Source organism: Pseudomonas sp. Kh14, assembly GCF_900291005.1.
In the GTDB taxonomy this organism is placed as follows: domain Bacteria; phylum Pseudomonadota; class Gammaproteobacteria; order Pseudomonadales; family Pseudomonadaceae; genus Aquipseudomonas; species Aquipseudomonas alloputida.
In genome coordinates this window covers 45,071-62,289 of sequence record NZ_OLKJ01000015.1, presented here as the reverse complement: position 1 = coordinate 62,289, position 17,219 = coordinate 45,071, and the positions used below count along the sequence as shown (strand labels likewise).

13 protein-coding genes are annotated in these 17,219 nt (G+C 63.5%); 3 read left to right on the top strand and 10 right to left on the bottom strand.

Features of this window, described 5'->3' with window-relative positions:
* Positions 1-137: 137 nt before the first annotated feature.
* A complete protein-coding gene (locus FQ668_RS07495) occupies positions 138-320 on the top strand; it encodes a hypothetical protein (protein WP_003252431.1) in 183 nt (60 codons plus the stop codon).
* Between the two features lie 100 nt (positions 321-420).
* Here FQ668_RS07495 and FQ668_RS07490 read toward each other — a convergent pair whose 3' ends face one another.
* The 10 genes from FQ668_RS07490 to FQ668_RS07445 form a co-directional block, all read right to left on the bottom strand.
* Entirely contained in the window at positions 421-2,679 is a 2,259-nt protein-coding gene (locus FQ668_RS07490) for a GMC oxidoreductase (protein WP_014592104.1), read from the bottom strand.
* On the bottom strand, positions 2,676-3,167 hold the full coding sequence (locus tag FQ668_RS07485; protein ID WP_014592105.1) for a sorbitol dehydrogenase: 492 nt from the start codon (positions 3,165-3,167) through the stop codon (positions 2,676-2,678). Before FQ668_RS07485 ends, FQ668_RS07490 begins: the two co-directional genes overlap by 4 nt.
* 4 nt (positions 3,168-3,171) lie before the next feature.
* Positions 3,172-4,512 (bottom strand): hypothetical protein, encoded by a 1,341-nt coding sequence (locus tag FQ668_RS07480; protein ID WP_019436750.1) that lies wholly within the window; start codon positions 4,510-4,512, stop codon positions 3,172-3,174.
* 310 nt (positions 4,513-4,822) lie between these two features.
* Positions 4,823-5,362 carry a DUF2058 domain-containing protein gene (locus tag FQ668_RS07475; RefSeq protein WP_003252424.1) on the bottom strand — a complete coding sequence of 180 codons (540 nt, stop codon included), beginning with the start codon at positions 5,360-5,362 and terminating at the stop codon, positions 4,823-4,825.
* Between the two features lie 26 nt (positions 5,363-5,388).
* Positions 5,389-6,222 carry a nucleoside triphosphate pyrophosphohydrolase gene (mazG, locus tag FQ668_RS07470; protein WP_014592107.1) on the bottom strand — a complete coding sequence of 278 codons (834 nt, stop codon included), beginning with the start codon at positions 6,220-6,222 and terminating at the stop codon, positions 5,389-5,391.
* A gap of 123 nt (positions 6,223-6,345) precedes the next feature.
* Positions 6,346-8,586: a GTP diphosphokinase gene (gene relA / locus FQ668_RS07465; RefSeq protein WP_019436749.1), complete on the bottom strand. Its 2,241-nt coding sequence runs from the start codon at positions 8,584-8,586 to the stop codon at positions 6,346-6,348.
* A 96-nt stretch (positions 8,587-8,682) separates the two neighbouring features.
* A complete protein-coding gene (gene rlmD / locus FQ668_RS07460) occupies positions 8,683-10,041 on the bottom strand; it encodes a 23S rRNA (uracil(1939)-C(5))-methyltransferase RlmD (protein ID WP_019436748.1) in 1,359 nt (452 codons plus the stop codon).
* On the bottom strand, positions 10,042-10,941 hold the full coding sequence (cysM, locus tag FQ668_RS07455) for a cysteine synthase CysM (protein WP_014592110.1): 900 nt from the start codon (positions 10,939-10,941) through the stop codon (positions 10,042-10,044).
* Between the two features lie 141 nt (positions 10,942-11,082).
* A complete protein-coding gene (locus tag FQ668_RS07450; RefSeq protein WP_014592111.1) occupies positions 11,083-12,474 on the bottom strand; it encodes a cell wall metabolism sensor histidine kinase WalK in 1,392 nt (463 codons plus the stop codon).
* A 3-nt stretch (positions 12,475-12,477) separates the two neighbouring features.
* Positions 12,478-13,197, bottom strand: a complete 720-nt coding sequence (locus tag FQ668_RS07445; RefSeq protein ID WP_019436936.1) for a response regulator transcription factor — start codon at positions 13,195-13,197, stop codon at positions 12,478-12,480.
* Between the two features lie 193 nt (positions 13,198-13,390).
* Between FQ668_RS07445 and FQ668_RS07440 the strand changes: the two genes are divergently transcribed.
* Both FQ668_RS07440 and FQ668_RS07435 read left to right on the top strand, forming a co-directional pair.
* Positions 13,391-16,144 carry a response regulator gene (locus tag FQ668_RS07440; protein WP_014592113.1) on the top strand — a complete coding sequence of 918 codons (2,754 nt, stop codon included), beginning with the start codon at positions 13,391-13,393 and terminating at the stop codon, positions 16,142-16,144.
* A 76-nt stretch (positions 16,145-16,220) separates the two neighbouring features.
* Complete coding sequence (locus FQ668_RS07435; protein WP_014592114.1) at positions 16,221-17,210, top strand: 2-hydroxyacid dehydrogenase; 990 nt, start codon at positions 16,221-16,223, stop codon at positions 17,208-17,210.
* Positions 17,211-17,219 lie beyond the last annotated feature (9 nt).

Sequence of the window (17,219 nt, the reverse complement as noted above, 5' to 3'; positions counted from 1 at the left end):
CCCCCCCCGGGCAGCATCCCTTCGAGCTTCATGAAACTTGTTTCATGCCTGTTTTACTTACTTAGTCTGCTAACAAACTCTATAAAGAAGACGTGCGACACACTGTCGCAGCCATCTTGAAGAAGTGGAGTTTACCGATGACTGTCCAAGTAACCGAACGCGACGAATCGAGAATGTCCCACGAAGGCCTGGCCGCTGGCGTGCGGATCTGGGATGTGTACCAACAAGGTCAACTGGTGGGCATGTTCCATAACGAACACGAAGCACACCAATACCGCGTTGAGCTTGAAGACCTGGAAAACCAGCGCGCCACACAATGACCCTGCCCATTGCGGCGAACCCCTGACTCACCAGGGCTGAGTGAGCAACCCCACAATACTGCGGCATTGCCGGAGCATTGTGGGGTTGCCATGTCAGGGCCTACACCGCCCCGAAACGCACCTCTACCGACAGGCTGCCCAGGTTATCGCTCAGGCCAGCCCCGTAACGCCCGTCCAGGTCGTCATTGATGCACAGCTGCAACTCACCTTGCTGGCCGCGCGGCAATTGCACCTGATCGCCGACCAGGAACGGCACGCCGCTGTTACCGATACGCCCGATCAACGCCCCTTCCGGTTGACCAGGCAAGGCATAGCCGGGCTTGGCGATCAACCTTGGGTTGCCTGCCGCGCCAACCATGCCGGTGGCCGGGTTCGCCGTCCACTGCCCGCCCGTGCATACCGCCAACTGCCAGCTCTGCCCATTGACCTGCATGCCCGTGCCCTGCCATGCCTGGTTGGCCTGCACCTGCACGGTGCGTTTGAGCAGGTCGCTGGCCACCACGTCGGCGGCCTGGAACGTCAACGCAGTGATGGTCAAGGTCGGGTTGGCGGTGCCGGTAGTGGGGAACACGCCGTCGCCGACCAGGAACAGGTTGGGGTGGTCCCAGCTGCGCTGGTCCTTGTCCACCACCGACCTGGTACGGTCCGAGCCCATGCGGTAGGTGCCCATCAGGTGGCCTGCGCCGTAGAACGCGTAGTTCTGGCCGTCGTACTCGAACACCGTTTGCGAGCCGGGCTCGAGCTTAGGGTTCAGGTCGGTCAGCTCGGTGGCGCCCATCAGCTCGGTGATGATGTGCGTGGCGGCCAGGCGCGCCTGCTTGAAACCCTCCTTGGTGTAGTCGGACAGTTCGTAGGTGATCTGTGGCCGAGGCAGGCCCAGGCCGTCGGTGAACTCCGTGCTCCTCTCCACCCGGCACAGCGCTTTGTCGGGGTCTTTTTCCACCTGCTCGACCAAGAAGCCCAGACGGAATTGGCGGGTCAGCACGCTGTTCAGCTGCTGCACCAGCGCCTGGCCAGACAACGCCAGCTTGCTGGGGTTAGCGCCGCCGTGGTTGGTGCCGTCGATGAAATCGCAGACCGAGGTGTAGGGGTCGTTCACCGACCAGTTCCAGCCCTCGTTGCCGATTTCGATACGCCAGGCGGCACGCTGGCTGCGGAACGGGCCATCGCGCATGTCCTCGATCCCCGAGGTGGACAACGGCCCCCGGAACGGGAACAGCGGCTTGCCTTCGGGCATCAGGCCCCAGGCCAGGTACACCGGGTGGTCAGCCAATGCCTGGCCGACCTGGCCGCTGCTGTTGGCAACCCCTTTAGGGCTGTTCGGGCCGATGGAGTTGAGCAACAGCTTCGGCGTTTCGATCGCGTGGGCGGCGATCACGTAGCGTTTGCCCTGGGCCGTGCCGTTCTGGCGCGTACCGTTGTTCTGGTACTGGATGAAATCGATGCCCGTGACCCCATTGGCATCGACCTGCACCTGGCTCGCCACAGTCTGGTAAAGGATGCGCACGTTGCCGGTATCCAGTGCCTTGGCCATGGTCACGGTGGCGTCGTACTTGGCCTGGATCGGGCAGATCGGCGTGCAGCTGGTGTTGCCTGCGCACACCCGGCGGCCGTTATCATTCTGCGAGTTGCGCCCGGCCGGGGTCTGCCGGACGTTAAGGGTGACACCTGGGTACGGCTTGCCGTCGGGCCCCTTCTCCGGGCTTTGGTACACGGTGCCCGTGACGTGGTTGCCCAGGCCTTGGTCGACCAGCGACGGCGGGATGCCATGCATGCTGTATTTGTAGCCCTGCGGAAAGGTCACGCCCAGGTAGGTCTGCGAGGCGACATCGGCGGACACGCCCATCTCCTCCTCGGCGCGGCAGTAGGCGGTCTGCAGGTCGTCGTAACTGAGCGGCCAGTCGACCCCGACGTTGTAGGCAGTGCGCATGCGAAAGTCGTTGGGCAACAGGCGCAGGGCCGTGCCCATCCAGTGCCACATGGTGCCGCCGCCTACCCGCTCGTAGGTGCTGGCGAACAGGTGCGGCCCCTTCTGCACCAGGTAGCTTTTCTGCGCCTTGTTCGGGTCTTGGCTACCTGCGGTGATCAGGTCCTGGATGGTCGCCCGTGGCGCGAACTGCGTGGCCGGGGTCTGCTCGCTCTGCTCAGGTGGGTACGGCGACTCGGGCGCCTTGAGCACCGCGGTGTAGAAGCGCTCCAGGTACTCGCTGCGATTCGGTGGAATGGCCGGGCCCGACTCGAGCACCAGCACTTTCAACCCGGCCAGGCCCAACTGGTAGGCCATGACACTGCCGGCCATACCGGCCCCCACCACGATCACATCAGCGGTTTCGATGTTCTGGGTTTGTACATTGCTCATGGCTGCTGCCCTTCCTTGGCGTCGACACCGGTGAATTGCTTGAGGGTCGGTGGCTGCTCACCCCAGTATCCGAAGTGGAACTGGCTGTAGCCCATAGGGTGAGATTGGGCGATCTTCCATGCCCAGCTCTCCTTGTAGGCCTGGTCGGAGACCACACGCGTGTCACCCGTGCGGGCGCTGCCCAGGTCATAGGGTTGGTACCAACTGCCGAGCAACCACAGCTTCATGATCGAGCGGGCGCCCTGGGCAATTTGTGGGTTCGCGTTATCGAGCACGGCGCTGGCGATTTGCGCGGGCGGTTGGCTCTGGATGCTGGCGTACAGCTCCAGCAGGCTGCTGAACGCCTCGAGGCCCATGCCTTGCTGGGCAGTGGCGAAGAACACCGGCGGCAGGTTGATCGGGTCAACGGAAGGCGCCAGCAGCTTGGCCGACAGGCCAGTGAGCACGGCAGACAAGCCGATGAAATTTTGCAGGTTCTGGTCGCTCATGGCATCACTCCTTGGCGCCGGTGGATTGGGCACGTTCAAGCAGGAAAGTGAAATCGGCGAAGCTGGTGCGTGGTGACTGGGTCACGCGGGTGGTCGCGTTGTTGTGGCACTCCATGCAGCTGGACGAGGCCTGCGGGGTGGTGCCCTGGTTGTAGGTCTCCAGGGTGGCGTTGGCCAGGAAGTTCGGCGCAGGCGTACCTAGCGGGTTGGTCGGCGACGGCACCTGGCAATCATCGGCCGGGTCGGTGGGCCACTGGGTGCTGATCAGGTGGTAGTTGGCCCACACCGTGCCCTTGAGCGCGCCTTGCCACTGCGCGTTGAGCTGTTGGGTGGCGGCGGTGATGGGAATTTCACGCACGATCTGCGAAGGGATGGCCTTCTTCGACGGGTCCCAGGGTTGCGCGGGCGGCTCGTTCACCGGGCGGTCGCTGGCCTGGGCGTCGTAGAACAGGTAGGGCCCCTTGCGCTCGTTCATTGGCGTGGTCTTTTCCGGCACGTTGCGCACGTGCTCGAACGTCGACCATACCCACTGCGGAGCGCCCTCGGTCTTGTGCACGATGTGCAGGCCTACCAGCCCGACCTTCTGCGCATTGCACGATTCGGGGATCACCGCCCCCTTGTTCGGGTCGGCGTTGCCGGGGGTGTAGACCAGCGCGTCGACGGCGTGGAACTCCTGCGGGTTGTCGCTGCCATCGAGCACTTTCCAGGCCGACTTGACCATGATCGCGCCGACCTGCTGGGCCTTCTGCGAACCGCAGGCGAAAGCGATGCGGTTGTCGGCCTTGCTCAGGAACGCCTGCTGGCCTTCCTTGCTGTACAGGCCATTGTTGACGATGTCATCGAACATCGGCTGGTTGACCATGATCGCGTTGCGCGTGTAGGTGCCGCTTTGGTCGACCAGCGGGCCGGTCTTGAACGGCTGGATGAACTCATCGAGTACCCCGGCGACCTTGCCCATCTGTTGCAACACCGGCAAGTCACCCTTGCCTTGGCAGGCCTCGGGCACGGGCGCCTGCTGGTCCCAGGCGACGGGTTTCTGACCCTTGGGCAGGAAAATCTCGTAGCTTTCTTTCCACGACTCCCACACCGTCTTGCCGGGCGCGCCGATCTTCGCCGAGGTGTTGGCACTGCCGTCGGCGTTGGCGGGCCAGTTCAGGGCGACGAAGGTTTGCCACGACAGCACGTCGAAATCGTGTTGCAGGTTGTCCAGGGTGAAGGGGGGATTGGCGGTGACATCGAAGGGAATCGCAGGTGACAGCACCGGCGGGCTGGCCGCATCGGCCATGGCGAAAGCACTGGTGAAGCTCGCACCCAGGCACGCCAACCGTTTCAGGGTTATTTTCATTGTCGTCTCCTCAGCAGATAAAGCGTCGGGACGACGAGGCGTACGGGCCCTTCCTGGACCGAATGTTCAGCGCTATCCCTGACGCTAAGCTGGAGGCTAGCCGTTGTGCCGGAAACCTAAGAAATGTCCGACGAACGGATGGAACCAAGACGAGAGTGCAAGTGACTAACTGCGCCGGTTCGGTGAGCGGCGAACCCTTTCGCGACGCAAGGCCAGCGTCTTCTTGAGAACGCGCGTGTCGCGAAAGGGCCGCAGAGCGGCCCTGCGATCTTGAATAAACCGCATTAACGCCAAGGCGGGGTTTTAGTGTTTACCACATCAGGTCATCAGGGATCTTGTAAGCCGCGTACGGGTCGTCTTCGTCCGTTTCCTCGACATGGCTGTTGAGCAGCAGAATACGGCCAGGGTCGCGCTCCTGGATCTTCAAGGCGGCCTCACGAGGGATAACCTCGTAACCACCGGCATGGGCTACCACGGCCAGCGCGCCGTTGCTCAGCTTGGTACGCATCAGGGCGTTGACGGCAATACGCTTGACCTTCTTGTCGTCGACGAAGTTGTAGTAATCCTCGGTGCTCAGCTTGGGCAGGCGAGTGGCTTCGATCAGTTGCTTGACCTGCGCGGCACGGGCCTTCTGCTCGGCCTTTTCCTGCTGCTGGCGGTTCAGTTCCTGGTCACGCCTGGCTTTTTCAGCCATGGCCTCCTTGGCCATGCGCTGCTGGCTGTCGTCGACTTCGACCTGGCCTTTGTGCTCCATGCGCTTCTGTTTCTTTTCAGCTTTGTTGGTCTGCGAGACCTGTTTCTGGTTGACCAGACCGGCTTTGAGCAATTGGTCGCGAAGGGAAAGGCTCATGAATATTCACTCACTTATGCAACAGCTCAGCCGCAGCTGGGCAGGTTCTTTTCCTGACGTTTGGCTTCCCCCCAAAGGGCATCCAGCTCGTCAAGGTCACAATCTTCAATGGGGCGGCCACTGTCGCGCAATGCCTGTTCGATAAAACGGAAACGTCGTTCGAACTTGCGATTGGCGCGGCGCAGCGCATGCTCTGGGTCTTGCTTGAGGTGGCGGGCCAGGTTGACCGCAGCAAACAGCAAGTCGCCGACTTCATCTTCCAGCGCATCGGCGTCGCCGTCGGCCATGGCCTGCAGCACTTCATCCAGCTCTTCGCGGACCTTGTCCAGCACCGGCAACGCCGCCGGCCAGTCGAAACCGACCGTGGCCGCGCGTTTTTGCAGTTTGGCTGCCCGCGATAGTGCCGGCAAGGTTGCTGGCACGTCATCAAGCAGCGACAGTTGTTCGGGCTGGCTCTTCTCCGCACGCTCTTCGGCCTTGATTTCTTCCCAGCGCGACTTGACCTGGGCTTCGCTCAGGCTGGGCGTGTCCAGCGGCGCGTACAGCTCGCCAGTCGGAAAAACGTGCGGGTGGCGGCGGATGAGCTTGCGGGTGATGCTGTCGACCACGCCATCGAACTCGAAACGCCCTTCTTCGCGGGCCAGCTGGCTGTAGTAGACCACCTGGAACAGCAAATCGCCCAACTCACCTTGCAAGTGCTCGAAATCGCCGCGCTCAATGGTGTCAGCGACCTCGTAGGCCTCTTCGATAGTGTGTGGGACGATGCTGGCGTAGTTCTGCTTCAGGTCCCACGGGCAGCCGTACTGCGGGTCGCGCAGGCGGGCCATGAGGTGCAGCAGGTCGTCAAGGGTGTAGGTCATACAGGCAGGTCCTTCGGTGGTGGCTTCTTCGCGGGCTTGCCCGCTCCCACAGGTACGGTGCAGATTTCGAAACCTGCATCCATCCTGTGGAGCGGGCAAGCCCGCGAAGCTGGCGCCCCGGTCTCAAGGGGTACGATTACGCCGCGTCTCGATGATGTTCGGCAACTGCGAGATCCGCCCCAGCAGGCGCCCCAGCGCGTCCAGGCCTGGAATCTCGATGGTCAGCGACATCAGCGCGGTGTTGTCTTCCTTGTTCGAACGGGTGTTCACCGCCAGCACGTTGATCTTCTCGTTCAGCAGCACCTGCGACACATCGCGCAGCAACCCCGGGCGGTCGTAGGCACGGATGACGATGTCGACCGGGTAGGTCTGCACCGGGATCGGCCCCCAGCTCACCTGGATCATGCGCTCTGGCTCCTTGCCCGCCAGCTGCAATACCGAGGCGCAGTCCTGGCGATGAATGCTCACGCCCCGGCCCTGGGTGATGTAACCGACAATGGCATCGCCCGGTAGCGGCTGGCAGCAGCCGGCCATCTGTGTCAGCAGGTTGCCGACCCCCTGGATCTGAATGTCGCCACGCTTGCCGGTACGCGGCCCGGTAGGCTTGCGCGGCACCAGTTCGATCTGCTCGATACGCTCGGGCTCAAGCAACTGCTGGGCAGCGTTGACCAGATGAGCCAGGCGCAAGTCGCCAGCACCGAGCGCGGCAAACATGTCCTCGGCGGTCTTGACGTTGGTCTTCTCGGCCAGGCGTTCGAAATCAACCTGCGGCAGGCCCAGACGACTAAGCTCGCGCTCAAGCAAGGTCTTGCCGGCAGCAACGTTCTGGTCGCGGGCCTGCAATTTGAACCAGTGGACGATCTTGGCCCGCGCCCGCGAGGTGGTCACGTAGCCCAGGTTGGAGTTCAACCAGTCGCGGCTGGGGTTGCCGTGCTTGCTGGTGATGATCTCCACCTGCTCGCCAGTCTGCAGGCTGTAGTTCAGCGGCACGATACGGCCGTTGATCTTCGCGCCGCGGCAGTTGTGGCCGATCTCGGTATGCACGCGGTAGGCAAAGTCCAGTGGCGTGGCGCCTTTGGGCAGGTCGATGGCGTGGCCGTCGGGGGTGAACACATAAACCCGGTCAGGCTCGATGTCGACCCGCAACTGCTCGGCCAGGCCACCGATGTCGCCCAGCTCTTCGTGCCATTCCAGCACCTGGCGCAACCAGGAAATCTTCTCTTCGTAGTGGTTGGAGCTGGGCTTGACGTCGGTGCCCTTGTAGCGCCAGTGGGCGCATACGCCAAGTTCGGCCTCTTCGTGCATGCCGTGGGTGCGGATCTGCACCTCCAGCACCTTGCCCTCGGGGCCGATTACCGCAGTGTGCAACGAGCGGTAGCCGTTCTCCTTGGGGTTGGCGATGTAGTCGTCGAACTCCTTGGGAATATGCCGCCACAAGGTGTGCACGATGCCCAGCGCGGTGTAGCAGTCGCGGATTTCCGGCACCAGCACGCGTACCGCACGCACGTCATAGATCTGGCTGAACTCCAGGCCTTTGCGCTGCATCTTGCGCCAGATCGAATAGATATGTTTCGCCCGACCGCTGATGTCGGCATTTACGCCAGTGGCGAGCAACTCGTTCTGCAACTGGTTCATCACGTCGCTGATGAAGCGCTCGCGGTCCAGCCGCCGCTCATGCAACAGCTTGGCGATCTGCTTGTACTGGTCGGGCTCCAGGTAGCGGAAGGACAGGTCTTCCAGCTCCCACTTGATGTGACCGATACCCAGGCGGTGCGCGAGCGGCGCGTAGATGTCGAACACTTCACGCGCGACACGCAGGCGTTTCTCGTCATCGGCGGACTTGACCGCCCGGATTGCGCACGTGCGTTCGGCCAGCTTGATCAGCGCCACACGCACGTCGTCGACCATGGCCACCAGCATCTTGCGCAGGTTCTCGACCTGCGCCTGTGAGCCCAGCACCAGCGACTGTCGTGGGCTGAGGCTGGCACTGATGGCGGCCATGCGCAGCACGCCGTCGATCAGCTTGGACACCACCGGGCCAAAACGCTGGCTGACCTCGGCGAGGGTGACCTTGCCCTCGCGCACCGAGCGGTAGATGACCGCAGCCACCAGAGAGTCCTGGTCGAGCTTGAGGTCAGCCAGAATTTCGGCGATTTCCAGGCCTGCCTGGAAGCTGGACGTACCATCCGCCCAGGAATGCTTGGCCGGGTTGCCCTTTTTCTCTACCTCAAGAGCAAACTCGCAGGCTTCTTTCAGCGCTGCGCGATCCAGTGCCGAATCGACGCTTACCACATGGTCCAACCATGCTTCGAGATTGATACTGCCGTCGGTGTTGACCGGCTGGTGCACTCTCACCTGTACCATCTTTGTTTTACCTTTCCATGCAGCACACCATACCGGTGTGCTGGCGATCACCGTGCGGCCGCCCTTCCGTGGCAACCGCACCAAGGGGCCAGTCAGCTAGCCCGCTTCGAATAACGCCATGGCCTCGACATGCGCCGTCTGAGGAAACATGTCGAGAATCCCGGCCCTTTTTAACCGGTACCCCTGGCCGACCAGCACTTGGGCGTCTCTCGCCAGCGTGGCCGGGTTGCACGATACGTAGACCAGCCTGCTGGCCTTGAGGCGGGCGATGCCTTGCACCACCTCGAAAGCACCGTCGCGCGGTGGATCCAAGAGTACCGCAGAAAAGCCCTCGGCGGCCCATCCGGTGCCGGCCAAAGGCTGCGATAAATCGGCCTGAAAAAACCGTGCGTTATGCACATTGTTGTTCCGGGCATTGGCCGCGGCCCGATCGACCATGGCCTGTACACCTTCCACTGCCACCACTTCACGCGCCTGGCGGGCCAGCGGCAGGGCAAAGTTGCCCAGACCGCAGAACAAGTCCAGCACACGCTCGTCGGCTTGTGGCGCGAGCCAGGCCAGGGCCTGCTCGATCATCGCTGTATTGACCTGGGCATTCACCTGCACGAAATCGCCCGGGCGCCAGGCCAGCTCCAGCTGCCAGGGTGCCAGGGCAAAGCCCAACTGCGCCGCTGGGTCCACTGGCGCCGGCTCACCTTCGCCTTGCAGCCACAGCTGGGCGTTGGCCTGCTCGCAGAACGCTTGCAACCTGGCCTGGTCCTCAGCCGGCAATGGCGCGACGTGGCGCACCAGAACCGCCTCGGCGGTGCCACTGAACAGCTCTACATGGCCCAGCGCCTGCGGCTTGCTCAACGAACGCAGCACAGTCGGCAAGTGGCGCAAAATGGACTGCAAGGGTTGTACCAGCACTGCACAATCGTCGATGGCAATGATGTCCTGGCTGGCTTCGGCGCGCAAACCCACCTCCAACTGACGCGCCTTGACGTCCCAGCGCACGGCCACACGGGCGCGGCGCCGGTAGCCGAATTCCGGCCCGCTCAGGGGGGCGGCCCACGCCTCGGGTTGCACACCGGCCACCCGCTGCAGCTGCTCGGCGAGGGTGCGCTGCTTCAGCGCCAGTTGCGCGTCGTGCGGCAGGTGCTGCAGGTTGCAGCCACCGCAGCGGTCGTAGTAGCGACATGGCGCCTCACGGCGCTCGGGCGCGGCCTGCAGCAACCGCTCCAGGCGTGCCTCGACCACTTTGCCACGGGCGTTGAGCACCCGCGCCTCCACGGCCTCACCGGCCAAGGCGCCGCTGACGAACCAGGTACGCCCGTCGAGGAAGGCGATGCCACGGCCGTCACCGGCCAGGCGCTCGATGTCCAGGCGCTGCTTCTTGCCCACTGGGACCTGCGGGGTGCGATTGCCGCCGGCCGGCTGGAAGCGCAGGCCGCTGTTGCTTTTTTTCTTGGACATTTAGCGTGGATCAAACAGGCCGGTGGACAGATAACGGTCGCCGCGGTCGCAAATGATCGCGACCATTACGGCATTTTCCACTTCGCGGGACAGACGCAACATGGCCGCGACCGCACCACCAGAAGACACGCCGCAGAAAATGCCCTCTTCACGCGCAAGGCGACGGGTGGTGTCTTCGGCTTCCTGCTGCGACATGTCGACCACGCGGTCGACGCGGGTGGCGTCGAAGATTTTCGGCAGGTATTCCTCGGGCCAGCGGCGAATGCCCGGAATAGCCGAGCCTTCCATCGGTTGCAGGCCGATGATCTGCACCGCGGGGTTTTGCTCCTTGAGGTACTGCGAGCAGCCCATGATGGTACCAGTGGTCCCCATGGAGCTGACGAAATGGGTAATGGTGCCCTGAGTCTGCTGCCAGATTTCCGGGCCGGTGCTGTTGTAGTGGGCGATCGGGTTGTCGCCGTTGGCGAACTGGTCGAGCACCAGGCCACGGCCTTCGGCCTGCAGCTTCTCGGCCAGGTCACGGGCGCCCTCCATACCCTCCTCCTTGGTCACCAGGATCAGCTCGGCGCCATAGGCCGTCATGGCGGCCTTGCGCTCGGCGGTGGAGTTGTCGGGCATGATCAGGATCATCTTGTAGCCCTTGATCGCCGCCGCCATCGCCAGGGCGATGCCGGTGTTGCCGGAGGTGGCTTCGATCAGGGTATCGCCTGGCTTGATCTGGCCCCGCAGTTCGGCGCGAGCGATCATCGACAGCGCCGGGCGGTCTTTCACCGAGCCGGCAGGATTGTTACCTTCGAGCTTGAGCAGGAGGGTATTGCTGGTGTCGCCAGCGATGCGCTGCAGGCGAACCAGTGGCGTATTGCCGACGCAATCGGCGATGGTTGGGTACTGCAAGGTCATGGCGTATTTCGCAATCCGGACGGCGGGGGTGCCTATCATACCGGCAAACCCTTCGCGGCCATATCACGCAATCTGTAGTGCATATAGCTACAAGCTATAACGGTGTGACATGTGCTGGCCTCTTCGCGGGTAAACCCGCTCCTACGGGGATTCGCTAGCCTGTAGGAGCGGGTTTACCCGCGAAGCGGCCGGCACATGCAACGGCAACCTCATCCACAAGCGCAACCCGCGTTTGCCATTCTGCGCCCACAAGGTGCCGCCCTGGCGCTGGATGGCACTGCGGGCGATGCTCAGCCCCAGGCCGAAGCCACCATCCCCGGGCCGCGAACCGTCCAACCGCGAGAACGGCGCGAAGATCCGTTCCAGGTCTTCTTCAGCGACACCGCCACCCTCATCCTCAAGCCACAACCACCAATAGCTACCCTCCCGCTGCCCACCCAACCGCACCACCCCCTCGGCCGGCGAGTGGCGAATGGCATTGCGCAAGATGTTCTCCAGCGCCTGAGCCAGGTGGTTGAGGTTGCCCTGCACCCAGCAGTCGGCCGGTACTTCGCAGCGCAGTTGCGCAGGCGACCAGCCGCTCTCGTAGCTGGCATTTTCGGCCAGCAACTCCCACAAGGCGTGGACCTCGATCGGCTCAAGGTTCATCGGCGCACGCTCGGCGTCCTGCCAGGCCAGTTGCAGGGTGTCTTCGACCAGTTGCTGCATGCAGTCCACTTCACGGATCAGGCGGTCACGCAAACGCTGCAGGTCGGTTTCACCATCGCAGGCCACCCGCAACCGGCTCAGCGGCGTACGCATTTCGTGGGACAGGTCGCGCAGCAACTGCTGCTGCATGGCTACCGTGCCTTGCAGCCGCTCGGCCATCTGGTCAAAGGCACGCGCCAGTTCGCCCAGCTCGTCATGCCGGGCGATGGTGCGCGAGTCCAGCCGGGCCGACAACTGATCGGCCCGCCAGGCATTGGCCTGCTCGCGAAGTTGATTCAGCGGCACGATCAGCATGCGGTACAGGCCTACACACAACAGCAAGGTGAACAGCCCCGGGATGATGCCGTTGGTGACAATGCGCCACAGCAAGCGGTGCTGCCCCGGATTGAAGCGCTGCGGCAGTTCGATCACCAGCATGCCCTGCTCCGGCGCCCCCGGGAACGGTATGCGCACCCACGGCTGGTCGACGCTGCGCCGGCTCATCGGCCAATCGACACCGCGCAGGCGTGTCAGACGCTGCATGATCTGTGGGTTGAGGGTGGCGCTGTCGAGCGGGCGCAGGTTGATGTCGAGCACGCCGACCCAGCCCCGTTCGCGCTGATGCATGGCCGCCACCCACTGGTCCAGCCCTGACCGCCCGCCACTGCGCCAGGCCTGCTCAGCTTCGGCGGCATAACCCCGCAAGGTCTGCCGTGCCGGCTCCGAGAGGAAGGCATTCTGGGTTTCCATGTGCCGGCCCCAGGTATAACTGAGGCCGATCATCAGCAGGCAGAAGCCCACCAGCAAGATGGCCAGCTTCCAGAACAGCGAATGGCGGTCGAGCATGGTTCACTCCGCCTCGCTGGCACTGAGCACGTAACCCTTGCCCCACACGGTGCGGATCTGCCGTTCGTGATAACCGATACCCTTGAGCTTGCGACGGATCTGGCTGACGTGCATGTCCAGGCTGCGGTCATGCCGTGAATAGCCGCGCTGCAACACGTGCTGGTACAGGAATGGCTTGCTGAGGACTTCGTCGAGGTTGCGGTTGAGGATGTCCAGCAGGCGGTATTCGCTGGGGGTCAGGCCTGCCAGACGGCTATTCAGGCGCACGTCACACAGCCCCTCATCGAACTGCAGCTCGCCGCAGCCGGCTTGCTCCAGCGGGCCCTGATGCCGCCGCTCCAGGGCCACGCGGCGCAGAATCGCCTCGATGCGCACCTGCAACTCGGCCATGCTGAATGGCTTGGGCAGGTAATCGTCGGCACCGCGCTGAAAGCCGCTGATACGATCCGCCTCGGCCCCCAGCGCCGACATCATGATCACCGGGGTGGCGCTGTGCCTGCGCAACTGCGCCAAGGCGTCCAACCCATCAAGCCCGGGCAGCAGGATGTCCATGAGCACCACATCGAAAGCCTGGCGGCCAGCCGTTTCCAGGCCCTCCAGGCCATTGCGGCACCAGGTGACCTGGCAGCCGCCACGCTGCAGCTCTTCCTGCAGATAGGCGCCAAGCACCGGGTCGTCCTCGATGGCAAGGATGGTGGTGTTGTAAATAGATACAGGATTCATTGGCAACTGCCATGCATTCTCAATTACGTAATTATTGAGCATTCGCCACCTGCCAGGCAACCGCACTGCAACCAAAGCCCCGGCAACGGCGCATAACACGTACTAAAGAGATGCAATGGTGCGGCAGGCGGAGTAACTTCGCGGCTTGGCCGTTACCACTTGACGGCATCCAGGCACATCAGAGGAGGCGAGTGTGCTCGATCGCTTGGGAATCCGCAGCCGGGTACTGCTGCTGGCACTGCTACCGGCCGGCTTGATGGCCCTGGTGCTGGGTAGCTATTTCACCTGGCTGCAACAGAACGACCTGCGCACCCAGCTGCTGCAGCGCGGCAAGATGATCGCCGAACAACTGGCGCCCCTGGCCGCACCCGCCATGGCCCGGCTCGCGCCTGCGCAACTGGAGAGAATTGCCGCACAAACCCTGGAGCAGGCCGATGTGCGCGCAGTGGCGTTTCTGGCCCCGGACCGCACGCGCCTGGCCCACGCCGGCCCAAGCATGCTCAACCTGCCCCCCAGCGGCGGTACCGGCACCCAACTCCTGCAGCGCAGTGGCAACGACGCCACCCGCTACCTGATGCCAGTGTTCGGCCACCACCGCGACCTGGCCACCGACGCCGTGCCGGCCGAAGCCGAGCGCCTGCTGGGCTGGGTAGAGATCGAGCTGTCGCACGACGGCACGCTGCTGCGCGGCTACCGCAACCTGTTCACCAGCCTGTTGCTGATCCTCGCCTGCCTGGCACTCAGCGGCCTGTTGGCGCTGCGCATGAGCCGCACCATCAACGACCCCATCGAACGCATCAAGCACGCGGTCAATCAGCTCAAGGATGGCCACCTCGAAGAACGCCTGCCGACCATGGGCAGCCATGAGCTGGACGAACTGGCCCATGGCATCAACCGCATGGCCGAAACCCTGCAGAACGCCCACGAAGAACTGCAACACAGCATCGACCAGGCCACCGAAGACGTGCGCCAGAACCTGGAAACCATCGAAATCCAGAACATCGAGCTGGACATGGCGCGCAAAGAGGCCCTTGAGGCCAGCCGCATCAAGTCGGAGTTCCTGGCCAACATGAGCCACGAAATCCGCACCCCGCTCAACGGCATCCTCGGCTTTACCCACCTGCTGCAAAAAAGCGAGATGACACCGCGCCAGCTCGACTACCTGAACACCATCGAGAAGTCTGCTGACAACCTGCTGGGAATCATCAACGAGATCCTCGATTTCTCCAAGATCGAGGCCGGCAAGCTGGTGCTCGACAGCATACCGTTCAACCTGCGGGACCTGATCCAGGACACCCTGACCATCCTCGCTCCGGCCGCCCACGCCAAGCAGCTGGAACTGCTGAGCCTGATCTACCGCGACACGCCTGCTTCGCTGGTGGGCGACCCGTTGCGGCTCAAGCAGATCCTCACCAACCTGGTCAGCAACGCCATCAAGTTCACCCGCGAAGGCACCATCGTCGTACGCGCCATGCTGGAAGACGAGCACGAAGACTGCGCGCAGTTGCGCATCAGCGTGCAGGACACCGGCATCGGCCTGTCACCACAGGATGTGCGCACACTGTTCCAGGCCTTCAGCCAGGCTGACAACTCACTGGCCCGCCAGCCCGGTGGCACCGGTCTGGGGCTGGTGATTTCCAAGCGCCTGATCGAACAGATGGGCGGCGAGATCGGCGTCGACAGTACCCCAGGCGAAGGTTCGCAGTTCTGGATCAGCCTCAACCTGCCCAAGGCTCATGACGATGCCGAAGCGCTGCCACCGCAGCCATTGCTTGGCCGCCGTGCCGCCATTGTCGATGGCCACGAACTGGCGCGCCAGGCACTGGAGCACCAGCTGGAAGACTGCGGCCTCAGCGTGAGCCTGTTCGCCACCTACGACCAGTTGCTGCAGGGGGTGCAGGCCGCCAGCCAGGCCGGCCTGCCCTTCGAGTTCGCGGTGCTCGGGGCCAACCTGGGTAACCTGTCGCCCGAGCAACTGGGCCATTATCATCAGCAGCTCGAGCGTTACCACTGCCAATGCGTGGTGCTATGCCCGACCACCGAGCAGGCGCTGTACCACCCGTACCTGCCCAACGGCCATGGCCAGTTGCTGTCCAAGCCGACCTGCACCCGCAAGCTGCGGCGCCTCTTGCTGGAGCTGGTACAACCTCGCCGTCCGCTGGCCGAAGTGAGCAACGCCAACGGCCAGCGACGACCGAAAATACTCTGCGTCGACGACAATGCCGCCAACCTGCTGCTGGTAAAAACCCTGCTCGAAGACTTGGGTGCCGAGGTACTGGCCGTCAACAATGGTTATGCGGCGGTACAGGCCGTGCAGGACGAGTTGTTCGACCTGGTGCTGATGGATGTGCAGATGCCCGGCATGGACGGCCGCGCCTGTACTGAACAGATCCGCCTGTGGGAAAACACCCAGAGCGGCAACCCGCTGCCGATCGTCGCCCTCACTGCCCATGCAATGGCCAACGAAAAACGCGCGTTGTTGCACAGCGGCATGGACGACTACCTGACCAAACCGATCAGCGAACGGCAACTGGCCCAGGTGGTGATGAAGTGGACCGGCCTGAGCCTGGGCACACCCCAGCAGGCGCAGGCCGAGCTGCTGACCAACGGCGACGAACTGAAGGTACTCGACCCCGAAGAGGGCCTGCGCCTGGCCGCTGGCAAGGCAGATCTGGCGGCTGACATGCTGAGTATGCTGCTGGCCTCGCTGGATGCAGACCGCGAAGCCATACGTGCCGCCCGCGCAGCCGATGACCGCAATGGCCTGATCGAGCAGGTACACCGTCTGAACGGTGCCTCACGCTATTGCGGCGTGCCGCAGTTAAGGGCAGCGTGCCAACGCAGCGAGACCTTGCTGAAGCAGGACAACCCCCAGGCGCAGCAGGCTCTGGATGAACTGGACAGCGCGATCAGCCGGCTGGCGGCACAGGCCAGATTGAGCGCTTGAGGGGATCTGGGCCACGCTGGGTATGCCTTGACAGGCAGCGACCCACCCAAGACATGCATTGCAAAGGAGTTCGACCATGCGCGCCCTGTTGTTCAGCAGCCAGCACTACGATCAGGAAAGCTTCACCAAGGCTGCCAGCGGCACCCCCTTGGAGCTGCATTTCCAGCCCGCCCGCCTGACCCTCGACACCGCCGCCCTGGCAGATGGCTTTGAGGTGGTCTGCGCCTTCATCAATGACGAACTCGACGCGCCGGTGCTGCAGCGCCTGGCTGCAGCTGGCACGCGGTTGATCGCCCTGCGCTCGGCCGGCTACAACCACGTCGACCTGACCGCCGCCCAGCGCTTGGGGCTGGCCGTGGTGCGGGTGCCGGCCTACTCGCCACACGCCGTTGCCGAGCACGCCGTGGCGCTCATCCTGGCACTCAACCGGCGCCTGCATCGGGCCTATAACCGCACCCGCGAAGGTGACTTCACCCTGCACGGGCTGACCGGCTTCGACCTGCACGGCAAAACCGTCGGGGTGGTCGGTACCGGCCAGATCGGGGCCGCCTTCGCTCGCATCATGGCCGGTTTCGGCTGCCAGCTGCTGGCGTACGACCCCTACCCCAACCCAGAGCTGCTGGCCCTTGGCGCCCGCTACATGCCCCTGCCCGAACTGTTGCGCGAAGCCCGCATCATCAGCCTGCACTGCCCACTGACCGAGCACACTCGCCACCTGATCAACGCGCAAAGCCTGGCCCAGTTGCAGCCCGGCGCCATGCTGATCAACACCGGTCGCGGTGCGCTGGTCGACACACCGGCGCTGATCGACGCACTGAAAAGCGGCCAGCTTGGCTACCTGGGCCTGGACGTCTACGAGGAAGAAGCCCAACTGTTCTTCGAGGACCGCTCTGACCTGCCCTTGCAAGACGATGTGCTGGCTCGGCTGCTGACCTTCCCCAACGTGATCATCACCGCTCACCAGGCTTTCCTCACCCGCGAGGCGCTGGATGCCATTGCCGCAACCACACTGGACAACATCAACCGCTGGGCGGCAGGCAATCCACAGAACCTGGTGATGGGTTAATGCTAGGAT